The sequence below is a fragment of the Streptomyces inhibens genome (genome assembly GCF_022221585.1).
GTDB classification, from domain to species: domain Bacteria; phylum Actinomycetota; class Actinomycetes; order Streptomycetales; family Streptomycetaceae; genus Streptomyces; species Streptomyces inhibens.
The window spans coordinates 4,022,234-4,043,015 of sequence record NZ_CP084681.1 but is presented as its reverse complement, the minus strand read 5'-3'; the positions used below and the strand labels follow the sequence as shown (position 1 = coordinate 4,043,015).

The following is a 20,782-nucleotide window of genomic DNA, read 5'->3' as shown; positions in this document are numbered from 1 at the left end:
TGCGTCAGGAGGCGGCGGTCTCGCGGGCCGAGGGTGTGCAGTGGGCGGTGGGGGTCCCGCCGGCCGAACGCAGCCGGTTCTCGGGGAGCATCGGCATCTCGGTCAGGCCCGGGAAGTAGACATGCAGGCTGACGGCCGGCACCAGGGCGTCATTGACGACCTCGTGGACGTAGCCGGGGGCGAACACCCGCTGGGCGCCGGCCGTGAGCGTACGGTGGCCGGCCTCGGCGCGCTCGGTCAACTCGCCCTCCAGGACGGTCAGCACACCGGAGGACGGCCCGTGGTCGTGCCGGCCGCTGCCCTGGCCGGGCACCCAGCTCAGCAGCCACACCTCGTAGCCGATTGGGGCCTCCCCTGCTCGAGCGGAGCCGAGAGCTTGGGGAACGGTGCGCAGCCGGTGGTACCAGCGGGTGGTGGCGTCGTAGCGGACGAGCGGGGCCCATGCGGCGCGGTCGGCGGCGATCGAGCGGGCCAGCCCGGCGAAGCCGGCGACGGTGGCCGGGTGCGCGGGAACGGGCGGCAGCAGGTGGGGGATGGCGAGCGGGTCGCCGGCGATCTGAACGTCGCTGTTCATCGGGTTTCGGGTTCCTCGGCGAAGTGCTGGGGTGACGCTGGGGGTACCGCGTGGGGGTACCCCCAGCGTTAGCTGGGGGAGGATGCGGCACGGCGCCGGCTTTCCCTGTGGGGGGCGCGGCGTGGGGGGCGCGGAGCAGGGGCGCTGCGGGGTGGTGCGAGCGAAGAGGCTGGAGCTCAGTGGCTTCGACAGCTGGAACAGCGACAGCGAGCCTGCGCAGCACAGAGCGACCCGTAGGCACGGGTCAGTCGGGGCGCGGGAGTCGCTGGCATGGGGTCAAGGAGACCGGGTCCACGGCGCAATGTCAACCGGATGCCTGGTTTGCCGTAAATCTTTCACCTCATCCGGTTACTCCGTCCGCAGAAAGGTTTGTGCAGTCGTTGGTACGGAGACATCGACCGGCAACCGCCCCTCCAAACACCGTTGCGGCCCCGTGATCCGTCTGTGATCTTCCCCGCTTCGGAGTGCGGGGGTGCAACGTGAATGCCGCTCGATCGCGTCTGAGTAAGCGAAGAGGACGTGCCGGGTGGCACGCCCGCGGAAGTGTCCTGGTTTTTACTGATTTGAACACTTTCCGCATCCGCTTGGTTCCGCCGAGTGAATAAGAGGCTCAATAGCAGATCTCGGCTTGACTGGCCCGGATCACCACACTTGTAATTTCACTCGTGTCGTTCAGCCGAAATCGATCACGGCTTGATCACGGGGACGTAAAGACAGACGAGGGGCGCACATGACCGAGCTGTTCCAGGAATTGCTGGTCGAGGAGGCGGATGAGGAGCTCGGCTGGCAGGAGCGCGCACTGTGCGCCCAGACCGACCCCGAGTCCTTCTTCCCGGAGAAGGGTGGCTCCACCCGCGAGGCCAAGAAGGTCTGTCTCGCCTGCGAAGTACGGTCCGAGTGCCTTGAATACGCCCTCGCCAACGACGAGCGCTTCGGCATTTGGGGCGGCCTGTCCGAGCGCGAGCGGCGTCGGCTGAAGAAGGCTGCCGTCTGACGATGACAGGACAGCCCTCAGGGCCGACGGCGCGCGGTCTCCCGGACCACGCCGCCGTACCACCCCAACTCCCCATATCCCCCTATAGCGAACTCTCCGCCTCCGACGCCCCGGCCGCCGGAGGCGGACTGCTGTGTACTGCTTCGTACGGGCCACGTCGGGGCACCGGCGCGAACCATTAGTGTGGGGCCCCGTCCGAGATGCGCCGCCGCCCCGCCGGGCGCGCGCGTCGCCTCGTAGTCCGTCGCAGTGTCTTCCGGGGGCGGGGGCCCTGAGCGACTCCGCCGAGGGCCTTCGAACTCCCGGGTCCGGAGGGCCCGTACCTCGATGTCCGTGCACAGCCAGTCGGCGGCCCAGGCCGCCTCAAATGAAGCCGCCACCCCAGAGTTCCCGCGGCATGTCGTCACCGCCGTGATCGTTTCCCATGACGGTGCCCGCTGGCTGCCCGATGCGCTCGCCGGCCTGCTCGGCCAGGAGCGCCCGGTGCAGAACGTCATCGGCGCCGACACCGGCAGCGCGGACACCTCCGCCCAGCTGCTCGCCGAGGCGATCGGGGACCAGCGGGTGCTGCATCTCGCCCGCCGCTCCGGATTCGGCACCGCCGTCGACGAAGCCGTCCGCACGGCCCCCGAACTCACCCCCGACGACCTGCCGTATCTGCGACGGCCCAGCGGCTGGGACCCGGTCAGCCGCACCTGGCGCGACGAGGCCTACGAGATGCCGGAGCTGCCGCACGGCGAACCGGTCCAGTGGCTGTGGCTGCTGCACGACGACTGCGCACCCGAGCCGGACGCGCTCGCCGAGCTGCTGCGGGTCGCCGACGCCAGCCCGTCCACGGTCATCGTCGGCCCCAAGCTGCGCAGCTGGTACGACCGCCGTCAGCTGCTCGAAGCCGGCGTCAGCATCGCGCGCAGCGGCCGCCGTTGGACCGGCCTGGACCGCCGCGAACAGGACCAGGGGCAACACGACCAGGTGCGCCCCGTCCTGTCCGTCTCCACCGCCGGCATGCTCATCCGCCGTGACGTCTACGAGCAGTTGGGCGGCTTCGACCGCCGGCTGCCGCTGATGCGCGACGACGTCGACCTGTGCTGGCGCGCCCAGGCCGCCGGCCACCAGGTGCTCGTCGCACCGGACGCCATCCTGCGGCACGCCGAGGCCGCCGCCCGCGAGCGCCGCCCCATCGACTGCGTCGGCCGCTCGGTGGCCAACCCGCACCGCGTCGACAAGGCCGGCGCCGTCTACACCCTGCTCACCAACACCCGCGGCCGGGTGCTCCCGTACGTCCTGCTGCGACTGCTGATCGGCACCTTCCTGCGGGTCATCGCCTACCTCGTCGGCAAGGTCCCCGGCCAGGCGCTCGACGAACTCGCCGGACTCTTCGGCACCCTGCTGCGGCCCGGCAAGATCCTCGCGGCTCGCAAGAAGAGAGGCCGGCCCGCGGTCGACGCGAGCGAACTCCGGCCACTCTTCCCGCCGCCCGGCGCGACCGTACGGGCCACCGCCGAACAGGTCGCCGGCAACCTCGCCGGACGTGCCGCGCCCGACGTGGCCTCGGCCGGCCGGCACGGCGCCGTCGAGTCCGGGCCCGGCGGCGACGACGCCGACTTCCTGGAGATCGAGCAGTTCGCCCGGCTCAAGCGGATCGCCCGCAAGCCCGCACCGTTGCTCTTCCTCGTCCTGCTGGTGGTCTCGCTGATCGCCTGCCGCGAGCTGCTCGGGTCCGGCGCGCTGACCGGCGGCGCGATGCTGCCCGCGCCCGGCAGCCTGTCCGACCTGTGGTCGGCGTATCTCGACAGCTGGCATCCGGTCGGCGTCGGCGGCAGCGCCTCCGCACCCCCCTACCTGGCGATCCTCGCCCTGGTGTCGAGCGTCTTCGTCGGCAGCACCGGATTCGCCGTCACCCTGCTGCTGGTCTGCTCCGTCCCGCTGGCCGGCCTCACCGCCTACTTCGCCTCCCGCCCGCTGGTCGCCTCCCGGCTGCTGCGGGCCTGGGGGAGCATCGCGTACGCCTTCCTGCCCGCGGCCGCCGGCGCGCTGGCGGGCGGCCGGCTGGGCACCGCGGTGCTCGCCATCCTGCTGCCCCTGATGGCGCGCGCCGCGATCGCCGCGAGCGGACTGCGGCTGCCGGCGGGCACCCGGCCCAGCTGGCGCGCCACCTGGGCGTATGCGCTGCTGATCACCTTCACCATGGCCTTCACCCCGGTCGTCTGGCCGATCGCGGCGCTGCTCGGCATCGGCCTGCTGGTGCTGCGTTTCCTGGATGGGAGCCGCGACCAGCTGTTCGCGTATCTGCTGCGCTTCCTGGTCGTGGTCGTCGCCCCGCTCGTCGTGCTCGCCCCCTGGTCGCTGTCCCTGCTGACCCATCCCGCCCGCTTCTTCCAGGAAGCCGGACTCGACTACGGCGCCGGCTCCGCCTCCGTGGTGGACCTCATCGGCCTCAGCCCCGGCGGCCCCAAGGCAGCCGGCGGGGTGCTGCTCTTCGGCATCGTCCTGGCCGCGCTGGCCGCGACGCTGCGCGACGCGCGGCAGCTCGCGATCCGTACCGCCTGGGTGGTGGCGCTGACCGGGCTGCTGTTCGCGGCGCTCGGCAACGGCTCCGGCTGGACCGGCCCCGCGATGCTCGTCTACGGCCTGGCGCTGCTGTGTGCCGCCGCGGTCGGCGCCGAGGGCATCCGCACCCGTATGGCCAGCCTCGGCTTCGGCTGGAAGCAGCCGGTCGCCGTGTTGATCGCGCTGGCGTCCGTGCTCGCCCCGCTCTACGCCGCGGCCAGCTGGATGATCACCGGCGCGGACGGACCGCTGGAGCGGCGCAACCCGGAGCAGGTCCCGGCGTTCGTCGCCGAGGAGTCCGGCAGCGTCGACCGCGCCCGCACCCTGGTCCTCGACGGCAGGCCCGGCCATGTCGACTACTCCCTCGTCCGCGGCTCCGGCGCCCGGCTCGGTGACGCCGATCTGGCCGCCGAAGCGGGCGAGGACAAGCGGCTCGGCGGCATCGTCGCCAACCTCGTGGCCGGATCCGGCGCCGACCAGACCAACCAGCTCGGCGGCTACGCGGTCCGCTATGTGCTGGTCAGGGACGGCGCGCCGCGCGAGATGGGCCGCGTACTGGACGCGACCCCGGGCCTGACCCGGCTCAGCCAGGACGACGGCAGCGCCCTGTGGCGGGTCGACCGCCGGGTCTCGCGGGTCTCGATCGTGGCGGGCGAGGCCAAGGACGGCACCAGCGCCGACGAGGCCGCCGCGCCCATCGCCGTACCGTCCGGCCCCGTCGAGGCACACACCAAGGTGCCCACCGGCGCCGACAGCCGGGTGCTGCGCCTCGCGGACGCCGCCGACGAGGGGTGGCGGGCCACGCTCAACGGCACCCCGCTCAAGCCCGTCACCGTCGACGGCTGGGCGCAGGGCTTCGCGCTCCCCGCGGGCGGCGGCACGCTCGACCTCACCCACGAGAACCCGCTCGGCCACACCCTCTGGCTGTGGGCCCAGGGCCTGCTCGCCGTCGTCCTGGTGGTGCTGGCGCTGCCGGGCCGCCGTCGCGAGATCGACGACGACCTGCCCGAGGACGCCGTCGCCGCCCAGGCCACCGCGGCCGCCGGCGACGGCCGCCGGGCCCGCCGTCTGCGCGCCCAGGCCGAGGCCGCCGGCGCCCCCGAGACGGCCGGAGCCGACATCCCCGCGGCGCGTGGGGAGCAGCAGCCGCTCGATCCGGCCGCCGACCCGTCGGCCGGCGAGGTCCCCGTCCAGGATCCGTACGTGGCGGTGCCGCAGCAGCAGTCGTACGAGGAGTGGCAGGCCGCCCAGCAGGGCGTGCCGCTCCAGCCCGGTCAGCCCGGTCAGCCCGGTCAGCCGGGGCACGCCGCCGAGCAGCAGCCCTACCAGCCCGCCGACCCGTACCAGGCCGGGCAGTACGGGGCGCAGTACCCGCAGGCGGACCCGCACCAGGCCCCCGACCCGTACGCCGCCGACCCCTACCAGGCGGGCGCCTACGACCCGTACGGCTACGGGCAGCAGCAGTACCCCGACGGCCGGCAGCAGCCCCAGCAGCCCTACGACGACGGCACTGAGTACCCGGGGTACTCCGGCTCCTACCCCGAGCCGCGCCGTGACGGGAGCGACCAGCAGTGAAGCGCACCATGATGTCCCTGATCGGCGTGGCCGTCGCGCTGGCCGCCGTCTCCGGCGTCGCCGCCGTGGCGGCCCCGGACGGCGGTGCCAAGGAGGCGCCCGGCAGCGGCACCCGGCTGCCCGTCCAGCGCTCCGCGCTGCTCTGCCCGGCCCCCACCTCCTCCGAGGTCGGCGAGACCACCTACACCGCCTTCGCGCCCAAGGGCGCCGCCGCCGGTGCGGACGCCAAGAAGGGCACCGCCAAGCTGCTGCCCGCCGGAACCGTCCGGGACGTCGGCAGCGGCGACGACGGCAAGAGCGGCAAGAAGCAGGGCGGCAAGGGCGGCAAGGCCCAGGACAGCGGCGCGGACGCCACCGGGCAGACCGTCGCGCCCCGCGACACCAAGCCCGTCGTGCCCCTCCAGGAGGCCGGAAAGCCGGTCACCGTCACCACCGACCGCTCCGACGCCCCCGCCCTCGTGGGCACGGCGGACGGCACCCTGGCCCCCGGCTGGACCGTCCAGCAGACCACCTCGGTCGCCGCCGGTTCCGGCCGCGGGCTCCTCGGCCTGAGCTGCACCACCCCCGACACCACGTTCTGGTTCCCCGGCGTCAGCACCGCCACCGACCGCCAGGACTACGTCCACCTCACCAACCCGGACTCGACCCCGGCCGTCGTCGACCTCGAACTGCACGGCAAGGACGGTTCGTTGACCGGTTCGGCCGGCGAGGACATCGCCGTACCGCCGCACACCACCGTCCCCGTACTGCTCTCCACCCTGACCACCGGCCCGACCACCAACGCCGCCCTGCACGTCGTCGCCCGCGAGGGCCGCGTCGGCGCCGCCGTCCAGGCGAGCGACACCAAGCTCGGCAGCGACTGGCTGCCGGCCGCCGCCGACCCGGCCCCGAGCGTGGTGCTGCCCGGCATTCCCAAGGACGCCACCTCCGTCCGGCTGGTCGCGATCGCGCCCGGTGAGTCCGACGCCGACCTGAAGGTGCAGCTCGCCACCCCCACCGGGCTGATCACCCCGGCCGGCCTGGAGAGCCTGCATCTCAAGAGCGGGATGACCACGGCGGTGGACCTCAAGGACATCACCAAGGGCGAGGCCGGTTCGCTGGTCCTCACGCCCTCCGAGGGCGGCTCCAAGGCCCCGGTCGCCGCCGCGCTGCGGGTCACCCGGGGCAAGGGCGACAAGCAGGAGATGGCGTTCATCCCCGCGACCCGGCCGGTCGAGAAGCGCGCCACCGCCGCCGACAACCGCGACCAGGGCAGCACCCTGTCGCTGGTCGCGTCCGAGAAGGGCAAGGACGCGAAGGTGACGGTCACCGCGTCGGCCGGCAGCGGCGGCGGCACCCCGGTCAGCAAGACGTACACGGTCAAGGGCGGCACCAGCCTCGACATCGCGCCGCCCCGCCCGCAGGGCCTCAAGGGCGGCTACGCGCTGACCGTGGAGCCGGAGTCCGGCAGCGGCCCCGTCTACGCGGCCCGGATGCTGGCCCGGCCACAGGGCGGCGTGCCCGCCTTCACCGTCCAGCCGCTGCCCGACGACCGGGGCTCGGTCGTCGTCCCGACCGCGGGCCAGGACCTGTCGGTGCTGACGGACTAGCCGACGGGCTCCGCTCCGTCTGCGTCACCGGACCCGCGCTCCCGGCCTCACTCCTGGCCGTAGCGCGGGTCCACCGATTCCGGCGCCAGCCCCAGGAGTTCGGCGACCTGCTCGACCACCACCTCGTGGACCAGCAGCGCCCGCTCGTCACGGGTCTTCGTACGGATCTCCACCGGCCTGCGGTAGATCACGATCCGGTCGCGATGTCCGCCGGCGGCCGGCAGCACCCGCCCCAGCGGAACGGTCTCCTCGTCGACGACCGCGTCCGGACCGTCGTCCGGGCCGAAACCGGGCACTTCGAGGATCAGGAAGTCGACCTGGGAGAGCTGCTGCCAGCGCCGCTCCAGACGGTCCCGGGAGTCATACACAAGATCCACAAAGGCGTCGGCGCGGGTCACCGACAGCGGCACCTGGGGTGGCGCGATCGGCCCGCGCATGCCACGGCCGTGGCGGTCGCGGCGGCGGAGCCGCGGCTCCGTCGGTCGGGGAGGTACGGGGCTGTCCATCAGCATCGAGCGTAGCCGTCACGGGCCCTCGCGCACGGGAGAGCGCGACGATCCGCAACAAGAAGCCGGCTGTCGCCGACTGACCGGACCGGACCGCGTCGGTTTCGTTTCCCTCCCTGCATCAGATCGCGGATCGCCCGCGGAATGTCAGGAAATGTACCGAGTGGTGACAAGATTCATCGCCGCGTGCCGTCCGTCCCGGCGCACCCGGCCCAGGTCAGGTCGAGCGGGTGCAGGTCAGACGCATCGGACGAAGCGGGACGACACGGTTGGGTGAGCCGGGGGAGAGTCGTCGCGGCCCGCTCAAGAGTGCGGTACCGTCCAACGTCGTGAGCCCTGTACGTCGCTGTTCGCGCACTGCGTGCGGCCGCCCCGCCGTCGCAACGCTGACGTACGTCTATGCGGATTCGACCGCCGTGCTCGGACCGCTCGCCACCTACGCCGAACCGCACTGCTACGACCTGTGCGCCGAGCACTCCGAGCGGCTGACCGCCCCCCGCGGTTGGGAAGTCGTCCGCCTCGCCCTCGACTCGGGCCCGGCCCGCCCCAGCGGCGACGACCTCGAAGCCCTGGCCAACGCCGTCCGTGAGGCGGCCCGTCCCCAGGAACGCGCCGCCGGTGCCGCCGGATCGCCCGCCCCCGGCGACCGCGACTCCCGACCCATGGGAGGAGGCCGCCGCGGCCACCTCCGGGTACTGCGCTCGCCCGATTCCTGAGCGGCCGATTCCGGCCCCTCGCCGCATCCCCGGCAGCCCCGCGCCGCGCACAACACCCCCTCGTGACACCGCACTCGGCCACGTACGGGCTACGCGGCCCGCGCACAGGCCCGCCCGGTAGGTTGGAACTCCGCAAATACCCCAGGAGGGCTGGCTTGTGACTGATCTGTCGCAGATCGTGAAGGCGTACGACGTCCGCGGTGTCGTCCCCGCCCAGTGGGACGAACCGCTGGCGGAGCTGTTCGGCATGGCCTTCGTCGAGGTCACCAGCGCCGACGCGATCGTGATCGGGCACGACATGAGGCCCTCCTCGCCCGGCCTGTCGGGCGCCTTCGCGCGCGGCGCGGCGGCCCGCGGCGCGGACGTCACCAAGATCGGCCTCTGCTCGACCGACGAGCTGTACTACGCGAGCGGCTCGCTCGGCCTGCCCGGCGCGATGTTCACCGCCTCGCACAACCCGGCCCAGTACAACGGCATCAAGATGTGCCGGGCGGGCGCGACGCCGGTCGGCCAGGACAGCGGACTCACCGATATCCGCACGCTGGTCGAGCGGTGGTCCGACGAGGGCGCCCCGGAACCGGTCGCCAAGCCGGGCGGCATCACCGAACGCGACGTACTGGGCGACTACGCCGCCTACTTGCGCAGCCTGGTGGACCTGAGCGGTATCCGTCCGCTGAAGGTCGTGGTGGACGCCGGCAACGGCATGGGCGGGCACACCGTACCGACCGTCTTCGAGGGGCTGCCGCTCGAACTGGACGCGATGTACTTCGAGTTGGACGGTTCGTTCCCCAACCACGAGGCCAATCCGCTGGACCCGAAGAACCTCGTGGACCTCCAGGCGCGGATGCGCGAGGTGGGCGCCGACATCGGACTCGCCTTCGACGGCGACGCGGACCGCTGCTTCGCCGTCGACGAGAACGGCGACCCGGTCTCCCCGTCCGCGATCACCGCCCTGGTCGCCGCCCGCGAGCTGGCCAAGCACCCCGGCGGGACGATCATCCACAACTGCATCACCTCCTGGTCGGTGCCCGAGGTCGTCAGGGAGAACGGCGGCACCCCCGTCCGCACCCGCGTCGGCCACTCGTTCATCAAGGACGAGATGGCCAGGACCGGCGCGATCTTCGGCGGTGAGCACTCCGCGCACTACTACTTCCGCGACTTCTGGAACGCCGACACCGGCATGCTCGCCGCGATGCACGTCCTGGCGGCCCTCGGCGGCCAGGAGGGCACGCTGTCGCAGCTGGTCGCGCAGTACGACCGGTACGCCGCCTCCGGCGAGATCAACAGCACCGTCGACGACCAGGCCGGCCGCCTCGCCGCGATCAAGGCCGCCTACGAGGGCCGTCCGGGCATCACCCTCGACGAGCTGGACGGCCTGACCGTCACCGCCGACGACTGGTGGTTCAACGTGCGCCCCTCGAACACCGAGCCGCTGCTCCGGCTGAACGTCGAGGCCCGGGACGCGGCCGGCGTCGACCGCGTCCGCGACGAGGCCTTGGCGATCATCCTCGGCTGACACCGGTCGCAGGACCGGAGGCCGGCTCCGGGGGCCGGGGCGGTATCCGCCGCCCCCGCCCCCACCACCGCAAATCCCCTCCGAGCAGGCCGGGGCGTGTCATGCGGCGGTACGCTGGCACAGCCGCAACCACCCCGAAGGAGCAGCGTCCATGCCGGTCGAAGCAAGCTTGATCCAGATCCTCGCCTGCCCGGCGTGCCACGCCCCACTGGAGGACCGGACCGCCTCGGACCCCGCGGAGCTGATCTGCACCTCGGGCGACTGCGGCCTCGCCTACCCCGTCCGGGACGGCATCCCCGTACTCCTCGTCGACGAAGCCAGCCGCCCCGCCTGACCGGGCGCCGCCGGGCCCGCCCCGGCACCGCCCGGTGTTCCCCCGCCCGTGCCGGCGATCGGAGGCCGCGCCCACCATGCTCGACGAGTCACTCCTCGACACCCCTGACGCACTGGCCGGCGCGGACCGTTTCGGTCTGCTGCGCGGCGTCGCAGAATCCGGCGCCCGGGTCCGGACCGCCGTCCGCAGCGCCACCGAATCCGGCATCCCCGATCTGACCCCCGACGGGCGGCCGCGCGCCGTCCTCGTCGCGGGGCCCGGCCCGGCCGCGGCCGGCGTCGCCGACCTCCTGGGCGCCCTCAGCGGCGGCAGCTGCCCGGTCAGCCTCATCCAGCCCACCGGCGTCGCGCCGCTGCCCGGCGCGCTGCGCTGGACGCTGCCCGGCTGGACCGGCCCCCTGGACCTGCTGCTGCTGGCCGGACCCGACGCCGACGACCCCGGCCTCGCCGAACTGGTCGAACAGGCCTACCGCCGCGGTTGCTCCGTCGTCGCCGTCACCCCGGCCGGCGGCCCGCTCGCCGACGCCGTCATCCAGGCCCGCGGCCTCCCCGTCCCGCTGGCGACCACGCCGTACGACGCCGAATTCGACGTCGAGGGCGCCCCGCCGGCCGCCCCCGGCACCCTCTGGTCGGTGCTCATCCCGCTGCTCATGCTCGGCGACCGGATCGGCCTGCTGAGCGCCCCGCCGGACGCCCTGAACAAGCTCGCCGACCGCCTCGACCAGCTCGCCGAACGCTGCGGCCCGGCCATCCCGACGTACACCAACCCTGGCAAGACGCTGGCCGCCGACCTCGCCGACGCCCTCCCGCTCATCTGGACGGAAGGCGCCATCGCCGGCGCCGTCGGCCGGCACTTCGCGACCGAGCTGGCCGGGCTCGCCGGCCGCCCCGCGCTCGTCGCCGAGCTGCCCGAAGCGCTCACCACCCACCGCACGCTGCTGGCCGGTGCGCTGGCCGCCGGCGCCGACCCGGACGACTTCTTCCGCGACCGGGTCGACCAGCCCGCGGCGATGCACGCCCGGGTCGTGCTGCTGCGCGAGGAGGAGCCGGGCGCGCTGTCCGCCACCCGGGCCGCCCATGTGCTGGCCGAGGAGCGCGACACCGCCGTCAGCGAGCTGGAGGCGGACGCCGGAAGCGATCTGGAGAAGGCCGCTGAACTTCTCGCCATCGCAGATTTCGGCGCCGTTTACCTGGCGCTCGCCGGGACCGAGTGATCTTTGACGGTCGGCCCGCGGTCCGCGGGCCCGCAGCGTCACCCACAGACACGCAGTCGTACGAACGTCAGGAAGCAGCAGCCCGATGGACCGCCTCGTCAACACCGTGCGCCCCTACGCCTGGGGCTCCGTCACCGCCATCCCGGAGCTCCTCGGCACCGCGCCGACCGGCGAACCGCAGGCCGAGATGTGGATGGGCGCCCACCCCGGCGCCCCCTCCCGCATCGACCGCGGCTCCGGCCCCGTCTCGCTGGCCGAGGTGATCGACGCCGACCCCGAGACCGAACTGGGCCCCGACACCGTCCGCGCCTTCGGCCCCCGGCTGCCCTTCCTCCTCAAGCTGCTCGCGGCCGGCTCGCCGCTCTCCCTCCAGGTCCACCCCGACCTCGCACAGGCCAAGGAGGGCTTCGCCGACGAGGAGCGGCGCGGTGTCCCGATCGACGCCGGCCACCGCAACTACAAGGACGCCAACCACAAGCCCGAGCTGATCTGCGCGCTCACCCCCTTCGACGGCCTGTGCGGCTTCCGGCACCCGGCGCAGGCCGCGGACCTCCTGGAGGGCCTGGGCGTCGACGACCTCAAGCCGTACGTCGACATCCTGCGCGCCAGCCCCGAGGAGGCCGCGCTGCGCGAGGTGCTCACCGCCGTACTGAGCGCCGAGCACCACGCGATCGCCGGGACCGTCGAGCGCACCGCCGTCGCCGCCGACCAGCTGGCCGCCAAGGGCGGGCCGCACGCCGCCGCCTACGCCGCCTGCGCCGTCCTCGCCCACCACTTCCCCGGCGACCCCGGCGTGCTCGCGGCCATGCTGCTCAACCACGTCCAACTCCAGCCCGGCGAGGCGCTGTTCCTCGGCGCGGGCATCCCGCACGCATACATCAGCGGCCTCGGCGTCGAGCTGATGGCCAACTCCGACAATGTGCTGCGCTGCGGTCTGACCCCCAAGCACGTCGATGTACCGGAACTCCTGCGGGTGGTCCGCTTCGAGGCCGGCGACGCGGGCGTGCTGCGCCCCGAGGACGTCGACGGCGAGGAGATCTACGAGACCCCCATCGACGAGTTCCGGCTCTCCCGCTTCGTGGTGGCCCCCGGCGCCGCACCGCGGCCGCTGGTCTCCCGTACGCCGCAGATCCTGCTGTGCACGGCCGGCACGGTCCAACTCCGGGGCGGCGATGCCGAGCTGACCCTGGCACCCGGCGAGTCCGCCTTCGCACGGGCCGGCGAGCACCTCACGCTCTCGGGAGAGGGCACCCTCTTCCGCGCGACGGTCGTTGCCTAGCCGCCTCAGGGCGCCGGAACCTGTCCGGCTGGTGGCCTCATGGCGGCCGCCGGGCACCGGGCTGCAACAATGACCGCCCAGCAGTAATTAAAGGGGCGGTAAAGCGGTAGAGCTCCGCCGACGGAAGGGACATGCGGCACTTATGAGCGCATCAGGCGGGACAAAGGCGATCGTTGCGGCGCTGGGCGCCAACCTGGCGATCGCCGCAGCGAAGTTCGTGGCCTTCGCCTTCAGCGGCTCGTCCTCGATGCTGGCCGAGGGCGTGCACTCCGTCGCGGACTCCGGCAACCAGGGACTGCTGCTGCTCGGCGGCAAGAAGGCCCAGCGCGCGGCGACCGCGGAGCACCCCTTCGGCTACGGCCGCGAGCGCTACATCTACGGCTTCCTGGTCTCCATCGTCCTGTTCACCATCGGCGGCGTCTTCGCGCTCTACGAGGGCTACGAGAAGATCCACGACCCGCACAAGCTGGACAACTGGTACTGGCCGGTCGGTGTCCTGATCTTCGCGATCATCGCCGAGGGCTTCTCCTTCCGTACGGCCATCAAGGAGTCCAACGAGCTGCGCGGCAAGCAGACCTGGACCCAGTTCGTACGCCGCGCCAAGGCCCCCGAGCTGCCGGTCGTCCTGCTGGAGGACTTCGGCGCGCTGGTCGGTCTGGTCCTCGCGCTCGGCGGCGTCGGCCTCACCCTCGCCACCGGCAACGGCGTCTGGGACGGCATCGGCACCATGTGCATCGGCGCGCTGCTGGTCGTGATCGCGCTGGTGCTGGCCGCCGAGACCAAGTCGCTGCTGCTGGGCGAGGCGGCCGGCCCCGAGCAGGTCGCCAAGATCCGCGCCGCGGTCGTCGACGGCGATGTCGTCACCCGCCTCATCCACATGCGCACGCTCCACCTCGGCCCCGAGGAGCTGCTGGTCGCCGCCAAGATCGCGGTCCGGCACGACGACACCGCCACCCGGATCGCGGAGGCCATCAACGCCGCCGAGGCCCGCATCCGCGAGGCCGTGCCGATCGCCCGGGTCATCTACCTGGAGCCGGACATCTACGACGAGGCCGCGGCCACCGCCGGCACCGACGCGGCGAAGGCGCCGGAAGGGCACTGAGCCGCCCCATGATCGAGCAGGCCCCCGCACTCCTGGCGAGTGCGGGGGCCTTTGCCATACGGCGTTGCGGGGCCTGTGCCATACGGCGAAGCCTGCGGCGCCGAGCCTGGGGCGCCGAGCCTGTCGATCACGGCCCGTCGATCATGCCGTGAGCCACGGGAATGCCGCCCCGGGGACCTCACGGGAATGCCGCCCCCGGCCCTCACGGGGATACCGCCCCGGGCCCTCACGGGGATACCGCCCCGGGACCCCACGGGGATACCGCCCCCGGCCCTCACGGGAATACCGCCCCGGGACCCCACGGGGATACCGCCCCCGGCCCTCACGGGAATACCGCCCCGGGACCCCACAGGAATACCGCCCCCGGCCCCACAGGAATACCGCCCCCAGACCGCTGCGTTGTGGCCCCGAAGGGGGCGCTTGCATCCCTTACGGGATGTGTTCGCCCACGCCCTAGTGGATCTCGCCGAGGGCGCGCAGAATCGCCGCCTTGTCCTCCGCGCCCTGCAGCCGGGCCCGGAAGTCGGTGTCCATCAGCTTCCGCGACAGCAGCGCCAGGATGCGCAGATGCTCGTCCCCGGCCGCCGCCTCCGGTACCGCGATCATGAAGACCAGCTTGGCGAGCGTGCCGTCCAGCGAACCCCAGTCGATGCCGTCCGCGGACCGCGCGAAGCCGACGACCGGAGCGGTCACCGCATCCGTCTTGGCGTGCGGGATGGCGATCTCCTCACCGAGCCCGGTGGTGCCCTGCGCCTCCCGCGCCAGCGCCACCCGGACCAGCTCCGCCACGTCCGCCACCTTGCCGGTGCCGGCCACCAGCTCGGCCATCTCACGGATCGCCGCTTCCTTCTCGTCGGCGGCGAGCTGCGTCTTGACGGTCTGCTCGGTCAGATAGCCGGACAGCACCCGATCCTCGTCCCCGGCGGGATCCTCGTCCCCGACGGGCGCCTTCTCCTCCGTACGGGTCTCGGCCGCCGGAGCCTTGGCCAAGGTGGCCGTGGCCGTACCGCCCGCCGCACCGGCACCGGCGCTCGCGACGGCACCCGCTCCACCGGCTACGGCCACGGCTCCGACTCCGGCTCCGGCCGGCGCGGGCACGGGGCTCAGGGGAGCCGCCGCGGCATCGCCCTTCCTGCGCTCCGAGATATCGACCAAGGTGACCGTGGCCAGCGCGGTGACCACCGTTCCGATGGCGACGGCGACGAAGAAGACCGGCACCCCGCCGACCGCACCCAGCACGGCCACGATCGGCCCGCCGTGCGGCACCGCGTCCGTCACCCCGGCCATCCCCGCGACGGCACCGGCCACCGCACCACCGAGCATGTTCGCCGGGATGACCTGCGCCGGCCGCGCCGCGGCGAACGGGATCGCGCCCTCGGAGATCCCGAAGAGCCCCATGAACAGCGCCGCCATGCCCGTCTCCCGCTCCTGCTCGGAGTACAGGCGCCGGCGGATCAGCGTGGCCAGCCCCTGACCGAGCGGCATGACCGGGATCGCCGCGGCACACATGCCCATCACGGTCTGGTTGCCGGACGCGATCAGCCCCGCCCCGAACAGGAACGCGGTCTTGTTGACCGGACCGCCCATGTCGAACGCGATCATCAGGCCGAGGATCGCGCCGAGCAGAATCGCACTGGACCCGGTCATCCCGCCGAGCCAGTCGGTGAGATGCGTGAACACCCACGAGATGGGCTTGCCGACGACATAGATGAAGAACAGCCCGAGCGCCGTCGTCGCCACGATCGGGATCACGATGATCGGCATGATCGGCCGGACGAACCTGGGGACCTTGACCTTCTTGATCCACAGCACCAGATACCCGGCCAGGAAGCCGGTGACGATCGCGCCGATGAAGCCCGCGCCCGCCTTGGAGTCGTACAGCGCACCGGTATTGGCGATCCAGCCGCCGATCATGCCCGGCACCAGCGCCGGCCGGTCGCCGATCGCGTACGCGAGATAGCCGGACAGGATCGGCACCATCAGCGTGAAGCCGATGACACCGATGTCATTGACGTGCTTCCAGAACGACCCGTCGGGGATGACCAGACCGCCGTCGGCCTGCGGGTGCCCGCCCAGCGCCAGCGAGATCGCGATCAGCAGACCGCCGACCACCACGAACGGGATCATGTAACTGACGCCGTTCATCAGCGCCTTGTACGCGACGCTGCGCTCCTTGCCGCCACCGCTGCCCCCGGAAGACGGGGCCGCACCGGCCCCGTCGCCCTCCTCGCGGCCGTACACCGGAGCGCTCTGCACCCGCTCGATCAGCTGCTCCGGATGGTGAATGCCCTCCGCGACACCGACCGCCAGGACCTTCTTGCCGACGAACCGACCGCGGTCGACGTCCTTGTCCGCGGCGATGATGATGCCGTCCGCCTCTCTGACATCGTTGTCGGACAGTACATTCTCAGCCCCGATGGAGCCCTGCGTCTCCACCTTCATCTCGTGCCCGAGGGACCGGGCGGCCTGCGCCAGCTTCTCCGCGGCCATGTAGGTGTGGGCGATGCCGGTCGGGCAGGCGGTCACTGCGAGCAGCTTCAGCCCGCGCCCGCCCGTCCCCGCGTCCTTGGGGGGATCGGCTGGACTCGTGGTCACGTATCTCTCCTTACGAACGTGCACGCGGCCTAACGAACATGCGCGCGGCCGTGCGAGTGTTCCCGCGCTGCAGGCATCCTGCATGACGCGACAGCGCGCGCAAAGCCCTCCGGCTCCGGAGCCCCGAGCAGCCAAGACCTCGATCGCCGACGTGCCGGACCCCGGTCATCACCGGCCGTCCCGCCGCCTCTCCCTGGCCGGGACCGCACGGAATCGGCCCATCCGGGCTGGGGTCGCTGGGCCGATCGGTGTAGATTCGTGACCAGTGCCAGACGTCGCTGCTGATGGCGGTCGGGCGGCCCGCCCCGCGGACCGGCCGAGGGAGAGAGGGCCTCCGACGGACTGCGCTGCGGCCGGGGGAGAGGTGTATCCGCTTCCGCGTACGCTCCTTCACCCCAGCTATGGCTGGGGACCCCAGCCCGCGCCGCAGACTGCCAGCCCATCCACCTCGACGCTCGAGGAGCAGCCCGCATGACGACAGCAGCCACCGGCCAGGACTTCAAGGTCGCCGACCTGTCCCTCGCCGCCTTCGGCCGCAAGGAGATCACCCTCGCCGAGCATGAGATGCCCGGTCTGATGGCGATCCGCAAGGAGTACGCCGCCGCCCAGCCGCTGGCCGGCGCCCGGGTCACCGGGTCCCTGCACATGACCGTGCAGACCGCCGTCCTGATCGAGACCCTGGTCGCCCTGGGCGCCGAGGTCCGCTGGGCGTCCTGCAACATCTTCTCCACCCAGGACCACGCCGCGGCCGCCATCGCGGTGGGCCCGAACGGCACCCCCGACGCCCCGCAGGGTGTCCCGGTCTTCGCCTGGAAGGGCGAGACCCTGGAGGAGTACTGGTGGTGCACGGAGCAGGCGCTGACCTGGCCGAACTCGCCCACCGGCGGCCCCAACATGATCCTCGACGACGGTGGTGACGCCACCCTCCTGGTCCACAAGGGCGTCGAGTACGAGAAGGCCGGCAAGGTCCCCTCGGTCGAGACCGCCGAGAGCGACGAGCACCGCGCCATCCTGGAGCTGCTCACCCGCACGCTCGGCGAGGCCCCGCAGAAGTGGACGAACCTGGCCTCGGAGATCCGTGGTGTCACGGAGGAGACCACCACCGGTGTGCACCGTCTCTACGAGATGCAGCGCGACGGTGACCTGCTCTTCCCGGCGATCAACGTGAACGACGCCGTCACCAAGTCGAAGTTCGACAACAAGTACGGCTGCCGCCACTCCCTGATCGACGGCATCAACCGCGCCACCGACGTCCTCATCGGCGGCAAGACCGCCGTGGTCTGCGGCTACGGCGACGTCGGCAAGGGCTGCGCGGAGTCGCTCCGTGGCCAGGGCGCCCGCGTCATCGTCACCGAGATCGACCCGATCTGCGCGCTGCAGGCCGCGATGGACGGCTACCAGGTCACCACCCTCGAAGAGGTCGTCGAGACCGCCGACATCTTCATCACCACCACGGGCAACAAGGACATCATCCTGGCGTCCGACATGGCGCGGATGAAGCACCAGGCGATCGTCGGCAACATCGGCCACTTCGACAACGAGATCGACATGGCCGGCCTGGCCAAGCTCCCGGGCATCGTCAAGGACGAGGTCAAGCCGCAGGTCCACACCTGGACCCACCCCGACGGCAAGGTCCTGATCGTGCTGTCCGAGGGCCGCCTGCTCAACCTGGGCAACGCCACCGGCCACCCGTCCTTCGTGATGTCCAACTCCTTCGCGGACCAGACCCTGGCCCAGATCGAGCTGTTCACCAAGCCGGAGGAGTACCCGACCGACGTCTACGTGCTCCCCAAGCACCTCGACGAGAAGGTCGCCCGCCTCCACCTCGACGCGCTGGGCGTCAAGCTCACCGAGCTGCGCCCCGAGCAGGCCGCCTACATCGGCGTCCAGGTCGAAGGCCCCTACAAGCCCGACCACTACCGCTACTGAGCCGACCCCCGACCACCAGCTGATCGCGTACCACTGATCCGCTGGTGCTCGGTGCTCACCCACAGCAGCCGGTGAACCCAGGCCCCCGCCCCTCACGGCGGGGGCCTGGCCCATAAGGACCCCGCACAGACCCGCCATCGCCCCCTCACCGGCCCGCCCGAAGGACTGCACCCCCATGCCCCGCGGCCACTACTCCCTCCACGACCCGCACGATCACACCCCTCTCGGCGAGGAGCACTTCCACTGCGCCACCGGCCCCTCCGGCTGGCGCTACGTCTCCCAGATCGTCAGCCCCACCGGCGACCACACCGGCTCCGTCGACCTCACCCTCGACGAACTCGGCCGCCCGATCCGCCTCGAACTCCACGCCTCCGCCTGGCAGGTCCGCGGCGCCGCCCTGGAAGGCGTCACCTGGGTCCGCACCGACCCGACCGGCGAACACGCCACCGAAGGCAACGCCCCGGCCCACGCCTTCACCGGCGCTTCCCCCGCCTTCCTCATCGCCACCGCTCGCCTGCTGCGCCCCACCCTCGGCGCCGGCGCCATCCGCACCCGCCTCGTCGCCTTCACACCCCCCGTCCTCGCCCCCCGCACCCTCGACCAGTCCTGGGCCCTGCTGTCGAGCACACCACACGCCACTGACAACGCCCCGCTCATCGCCGACGAATACCAGGTCAACGATTTGGAGACCGGCGAACAGCACACCATCCACATCACCGGCGACGTCGTCCTTTCCGCCCCCGGCATCGAACTCGAATCCCTCGAATCCCCACCGTCGACCTTCACCTGAGGCGCGCCGGTGCCACTCCGCTCCACCGGTTCCGGGCCCGCGGCCGCCGGACGGGAAAGCAAGAACCGCGAAGAGCGCCACACCGAGGGACGAACACAAGCCCAGAGGGCCGGGCCCTGCCTCCCGCCTGTCCGCCCGCGCCCTTGGCACGTTGCACTGAGCCCACGGGCCCGCCGCCCATCGGCTCACCGGCCCATCAGGCGCGCCCGGCGGCCGATCTCGAACGTCCGGACCCGCTGGCGGCCGACGACACAACCCCCACCTCTACGCGCGGCCCGCAGCCTCTGGCCCGACCACCGCGACGCTGACGACGTGCCCCACCCCTACCCCGCACCCCGCCCGCACCTCACACCGGCGGCGCAAACCCCGTACGCGGCGGCCGCCCCTCATCGCCCCCGCCACCCTCACCGGCCCCACGCTCCCGAACCGGCGCCCCGGAAAGCCCCGCACCGCCATAGGCCGCAACACCGCCACCAACTCCCGGAGCCCCGCCCCCACCCCCTGGCGGCGCCCAAGCCCCACCCGCCGCCGACGTCGAGCCCGTCGCCACATCCCCACGCCCGGACGACACCACGTCCCCCACATCCCCCACATCCCCCGCCACACCCACCGACCCGCCCGACAACGACGGCGCCCCGGCCCACCGCTCCCGGCCGCCCCCATCGCCCGAGGCATCTCCCCACGCATCGCCCCACGCCGGAGGCGTCGCCGCCGCCACCGCGGCCGCCGCCCCGAACGCCCTCCGCGACTCCCGTGCCTGCCGCTCCCCGACCACCGCCGTCAGATACTCCGCCGGATGCACCCCCGCCGGCACCGGCACCCCGGTGAACCCCCGCAAGTCCTCCGCCAGCCGCCCCGCCATCGCCCCACCGACCTGCGGATCCAGCTGCCCCATGCGCGTCAGGTACTGCCGCACCGCCAGCCACCACCCATCGGGCACCCGGGACAGATCCAACGCCCCGGCCTCCGCCGCCAGCCAGGAAGACGGAGGCGGCAGCGCCGCCCCCACCTCGGCCACGGGCATCCGCTCCCGTATGACCAGCGTCCCCGCGAACACATCCCCCACCCGACGCCCCCGCGCCGAGACCAACGAGGCGATGGCCGCCACCACCCCCATCGTCAGCACGATCTCGATGGCCCCCATGGCCCCGCGCACCAACGCATGCCGGAACCGGATCGGCCCGCCGTCCTCCCGTACGACCCGCAGCCCGCAGAGCAGCTTCCCCAGCGACCGGCCATGGCTCAGCGTCTCGACCACGATCGGTATCCCGACCTGCACCAGCACGAACGTCGCCACCGAGACGGCCGCCACCGCCGCGCTGTCCATCGACGACGTCGCGCTCAGCAGCAGCATCGATATGGCGAGGTAGCAGCTCCAGCCCACGGCCACATCGACCGCCACCGCCAGCCCCCGGCTCGGCAGCCTGGCCGGCCGCAGCCCCAGCACCACCGCTTCACCCGTTACGAGCTCACTCACGCCGCGCCCACTCCCTCTCGCACCCCGAAGCCGCGTGCCCCGA

General features: G+C 72.6%; 15 protein-coding genes. 11 read left to right on the top strand and 4 right to left on the bottom strand.

The features are described 5' to 3' along the window. Positions 1–4 precede the first annotated feature (4 nt). Positions 5–574 carry a cysteine dioxygenase gene (locus KI385_RS18395; RefSeq protein WP_238573264.1) on the bottom strand — a complete coding sequence of 190 codons (570 nt, stop codon included), beginning with the start codon at positions 572–574 and terminating at the stop codon, positions 5–7. 730 nt (positions 575–1,304) lie between these two features. Between KI385_RS18395 and KI385_RS18390 the strand changes: the two genes are divergently transcribed. The 3 genes from KI385_RS18390 (at position 1,305) to KI385_RS18380 (ending at position 7,282) form a co-directional block, all read left to right on the top strand. Continuing rightward, on the top strand, positions 1,305–1,568 hold the full coding sequence (locus KI385_RS18390) for a WhiB family transcriptional regulator (protein ID WP_003983763.1): 264 nt from the start codon (positions 1,305–1,307) through the stop codon (positions 1,566–1,568). Between the two features lie 327 nt (positions 1,569–1,895). Further along, positions 1,896–5,693, top strand: a complete 3,798-nt coding sequence (locus KI385_RS18385; RefSeq protein ID WP_238573263.1) for a glycosyltransferase — start codon at positions 1,896–1,898, stop codon at positions 5,691–5,693. After that, a complete protein-coding gene (locus KI385_RS18380) occupies positions 5,690–7,282 on the top strand; it encodes a DUF5719 family protein (RefSeq protein WP_238573262.1) in 1,593 nt (530 codons plus the stop codon). Before KI385_RS18385 ends, KI385_RS18380 begins: the two co-directional genes overlap by 4 nt. A gap of 47 nt (positions 7,283–7,329) precedes the next feature. Here the strand turns inward: KI385_RS18380 and KI385_RS18375 are convergent, their stop codons facing one another. Then, positions 7,330–7,788, bottom strand: coding sequence for a metallopeptidase family protein (locus KI385_RS18375; protein WP_238573261.1), 459 nt, complete (start codon positions 7,786–7,788; stop codon positions 7,330–7,332). Positions 7,789–8,057: 269 nt separating this feature from the next. Here KI385_RS18375 and KI385_RS18370 point away from each other — a divergent pair, with 269 nt between their 5' ends. The 6 genes from KI385_RS18370 (at position 8,058) to KI385_RS18345 (ending at position 13,948) form a co-directional block, all read left to right on the top strand. After that, on the top strand, positions 8,058–8,504 hold the full coding sequence (locus KI385_RS18370) for a DUF3499 domain-containing protein (protein ID WP_238573260.1): 447 nt from the start codon (positions 8,058–8,060) through the stop codon (positions 8,502–8,504). A gap of 157 nt (positions 8,505–8,661) precedes the next feature. After that, on the top strand, positions 8,662–10,020 hold the full coding sequence (locus KI385_RS18365; RefSeq protein ID WP_238573259.1) for a phosphomannomutase/phosphoglucomutase: 1,359 nt from the start codon (positions 8,662–8,664) through the stop codon (positions 10,018–10,020). A 151-nt stretch (positions 10,021–10,171) separates the two neighbouring features. Beyond that, the gene (locus KI385_RS18360) at positions 10,172–10,354 is read left to right on the top strand and encodes a Trm112 family protein (protein ID WP_238573258.1); all 183 of its coding nucleotides are present in this window, start codon (positions 10,172–10,174) and stop codon (positions 10,352–10,354) included. Between the two features lie 76 nt (positions 10,355–10,430). After that, positions 10,431–11,567: an SIS domain-containing protein gene (locus KI385_RS18355; RefSeq protein WP_238573257.1), complete on the top strand. Its 1,137-nt coding sequence runs from the start codon at positions 10,431–10,433 to the stop codon at positions 11,565–11,567. An 85-nt stretch (positions 11,568–11,652) separates the two neighbouring features. Then, complete coding sequence (gene manA, locus KI385_RS18350; protein ID WP_238573256.1) at positions 11,653–12,846, top strand: mannose-6-phosphate isomerase, class I; 1,194 nt, start codon at positions 11,653–11,655, stop codon at positions 12,844–12,846. A gap of 142 nt (positions 12,847–12,988) precedes the next feature. Beyond that, the gene (locus KI385_RS18345) at positions 12,989–13,948 is read left to right on the top strand and encodes a cation diffusion facilitator family transporter (protein WP_238573255.1); all 960 of its coding nucleotides are present in this window, start codon (positions 12,989–12,991) and stop codon (positions 13,946–13,948) included. A 453-nt stretch (positions 13,949–14,401) separates the two neighbouring features. Here KI385_RS18345 and KI385_RS18340 read toward each other — a convergent pair whose 3' ends face one another. Next, a complete protein-coding gene (locus tag KI385_RS18340) occupies positions 14,402–16,474 on the bottom strand; it encodes a fructose-specific PTS transporter subunit EIIC (protein WP_425357079.1) in 2,073 nt (690 codons plus the stop codon). Between the two features lie 540 nt (positions 16,475–17,014). Here KI385_RS18340 and ahcY point away from each other — a divergent pair. Next, positions 17,015–18,472, top strand: a complete 1,458-nt coding sequence (gene ahcY, locus KI385_RS18335; protein ID WP_238573254.1) for an adenosylhomocysteinase — start codon at positions 17,015–17,017, stop codon at positions 18,470–18,472. A 175-nt stretch (positions 18,473–18,647) separates the two neighbouring features. Further along, the gene (locus KI385_RS18330) at positions 18,648–19,262 is read left to right on the top strand and encodes a hypothetical protein (RefSeq protein ID WP_238573253.1); all 615 of its coding nucleotides are present in this window, start codon (positions 18,648–18,650) and stop codon (positions 19,260–19,262) included. 346 nt (positions 19,263–19,608) lie between these two features. On the opposite strand, the gene KI385_RS18325 is transcribed toward KI385_RS18330, so the two are convergent. Further along, positions 19,609–20,739, bottom strand: a complete 1,131-nt coding sequence (locus KI385_RS18325) for an RDD family protein (protein WP_238573252.1) — start codon at positions 20,737–20,739, stop codon at positions 19,609–19,611. Between the last annotated feature and the right edge of the window lie 43 nt (positions 20,740–20,782).

Bases quoted from the DNA above. Each gene is read 5' to 3' on its own strand.
- KI385_RS18360 (WP_238573258.1), top strand. From the start codon at position 10,172: ATGCCGGTCGAAGCAAGCTTGATCCAGATCCTCGCCTGCCCGGCGTGC.
- KI385_RS18395 (WP_238573264.1), bottom strand. From the start codon at position 574: ATGAACAGCGACGTTCAGATCGCCGGCGACCCGCTCGCCATCCCCCAC.
- KI385_RS18375 (WP_238573261.1), bottom strand. From the start codon at position 7,788: ATGGACAGCCCCGTACCTCCCCGACCGACGGAGCCGCGGCTCCGCCGC.
- KI385_RS18355 (WP_238573257.1), top strand. From the start codon at position 10,431: ATGCTCGACGAGTCACTCCTCGACACCCCTGACGCACTGGCCGGCGCG.
- manA (WP_238573256.1), top strand. From the start codon at position 11,653: ATGGACCGCCTCGTCAACACCGTGCGCCCCTACGCCTGGGGCTCCGTC.
- KI385_RS18345 (WP_238573255.1), top strand. From the start codon at position 12,989: ATGAGCGCATCAGGCGGGACAAAGGCGATCGTTGCGGCGCTGGGCGCC.
- KI385_RS18330 (WP_238573253.1), top strand. From the start codon at position 18,648: ATGCCCCGCGGCCACTACTCCCTCCACGACCCGCACGATCACACCCCT.
- ahcY (WP_238573254.1), top strand. From the start codon at position 17,015: ATGACGACAGCAGCCACCGGCCAGGACTTCAAGGTCGCCGACCTGTCC.
- KI385_RS18390 (WP_003983763.1), top strand. From the start codon at position 1,305: ATGACCGAGCTGTTCCAGGAATTGCTGGTCGAGGAGGCGGATGAGGAG.
- KI385_RS18385 (WP_238573263.1), top strand. From the start codon at position 1,896: ATGTCCGTGCACAGCCAGTCGGCGGCCCAGGCCGCCTCAAATGAAGCC.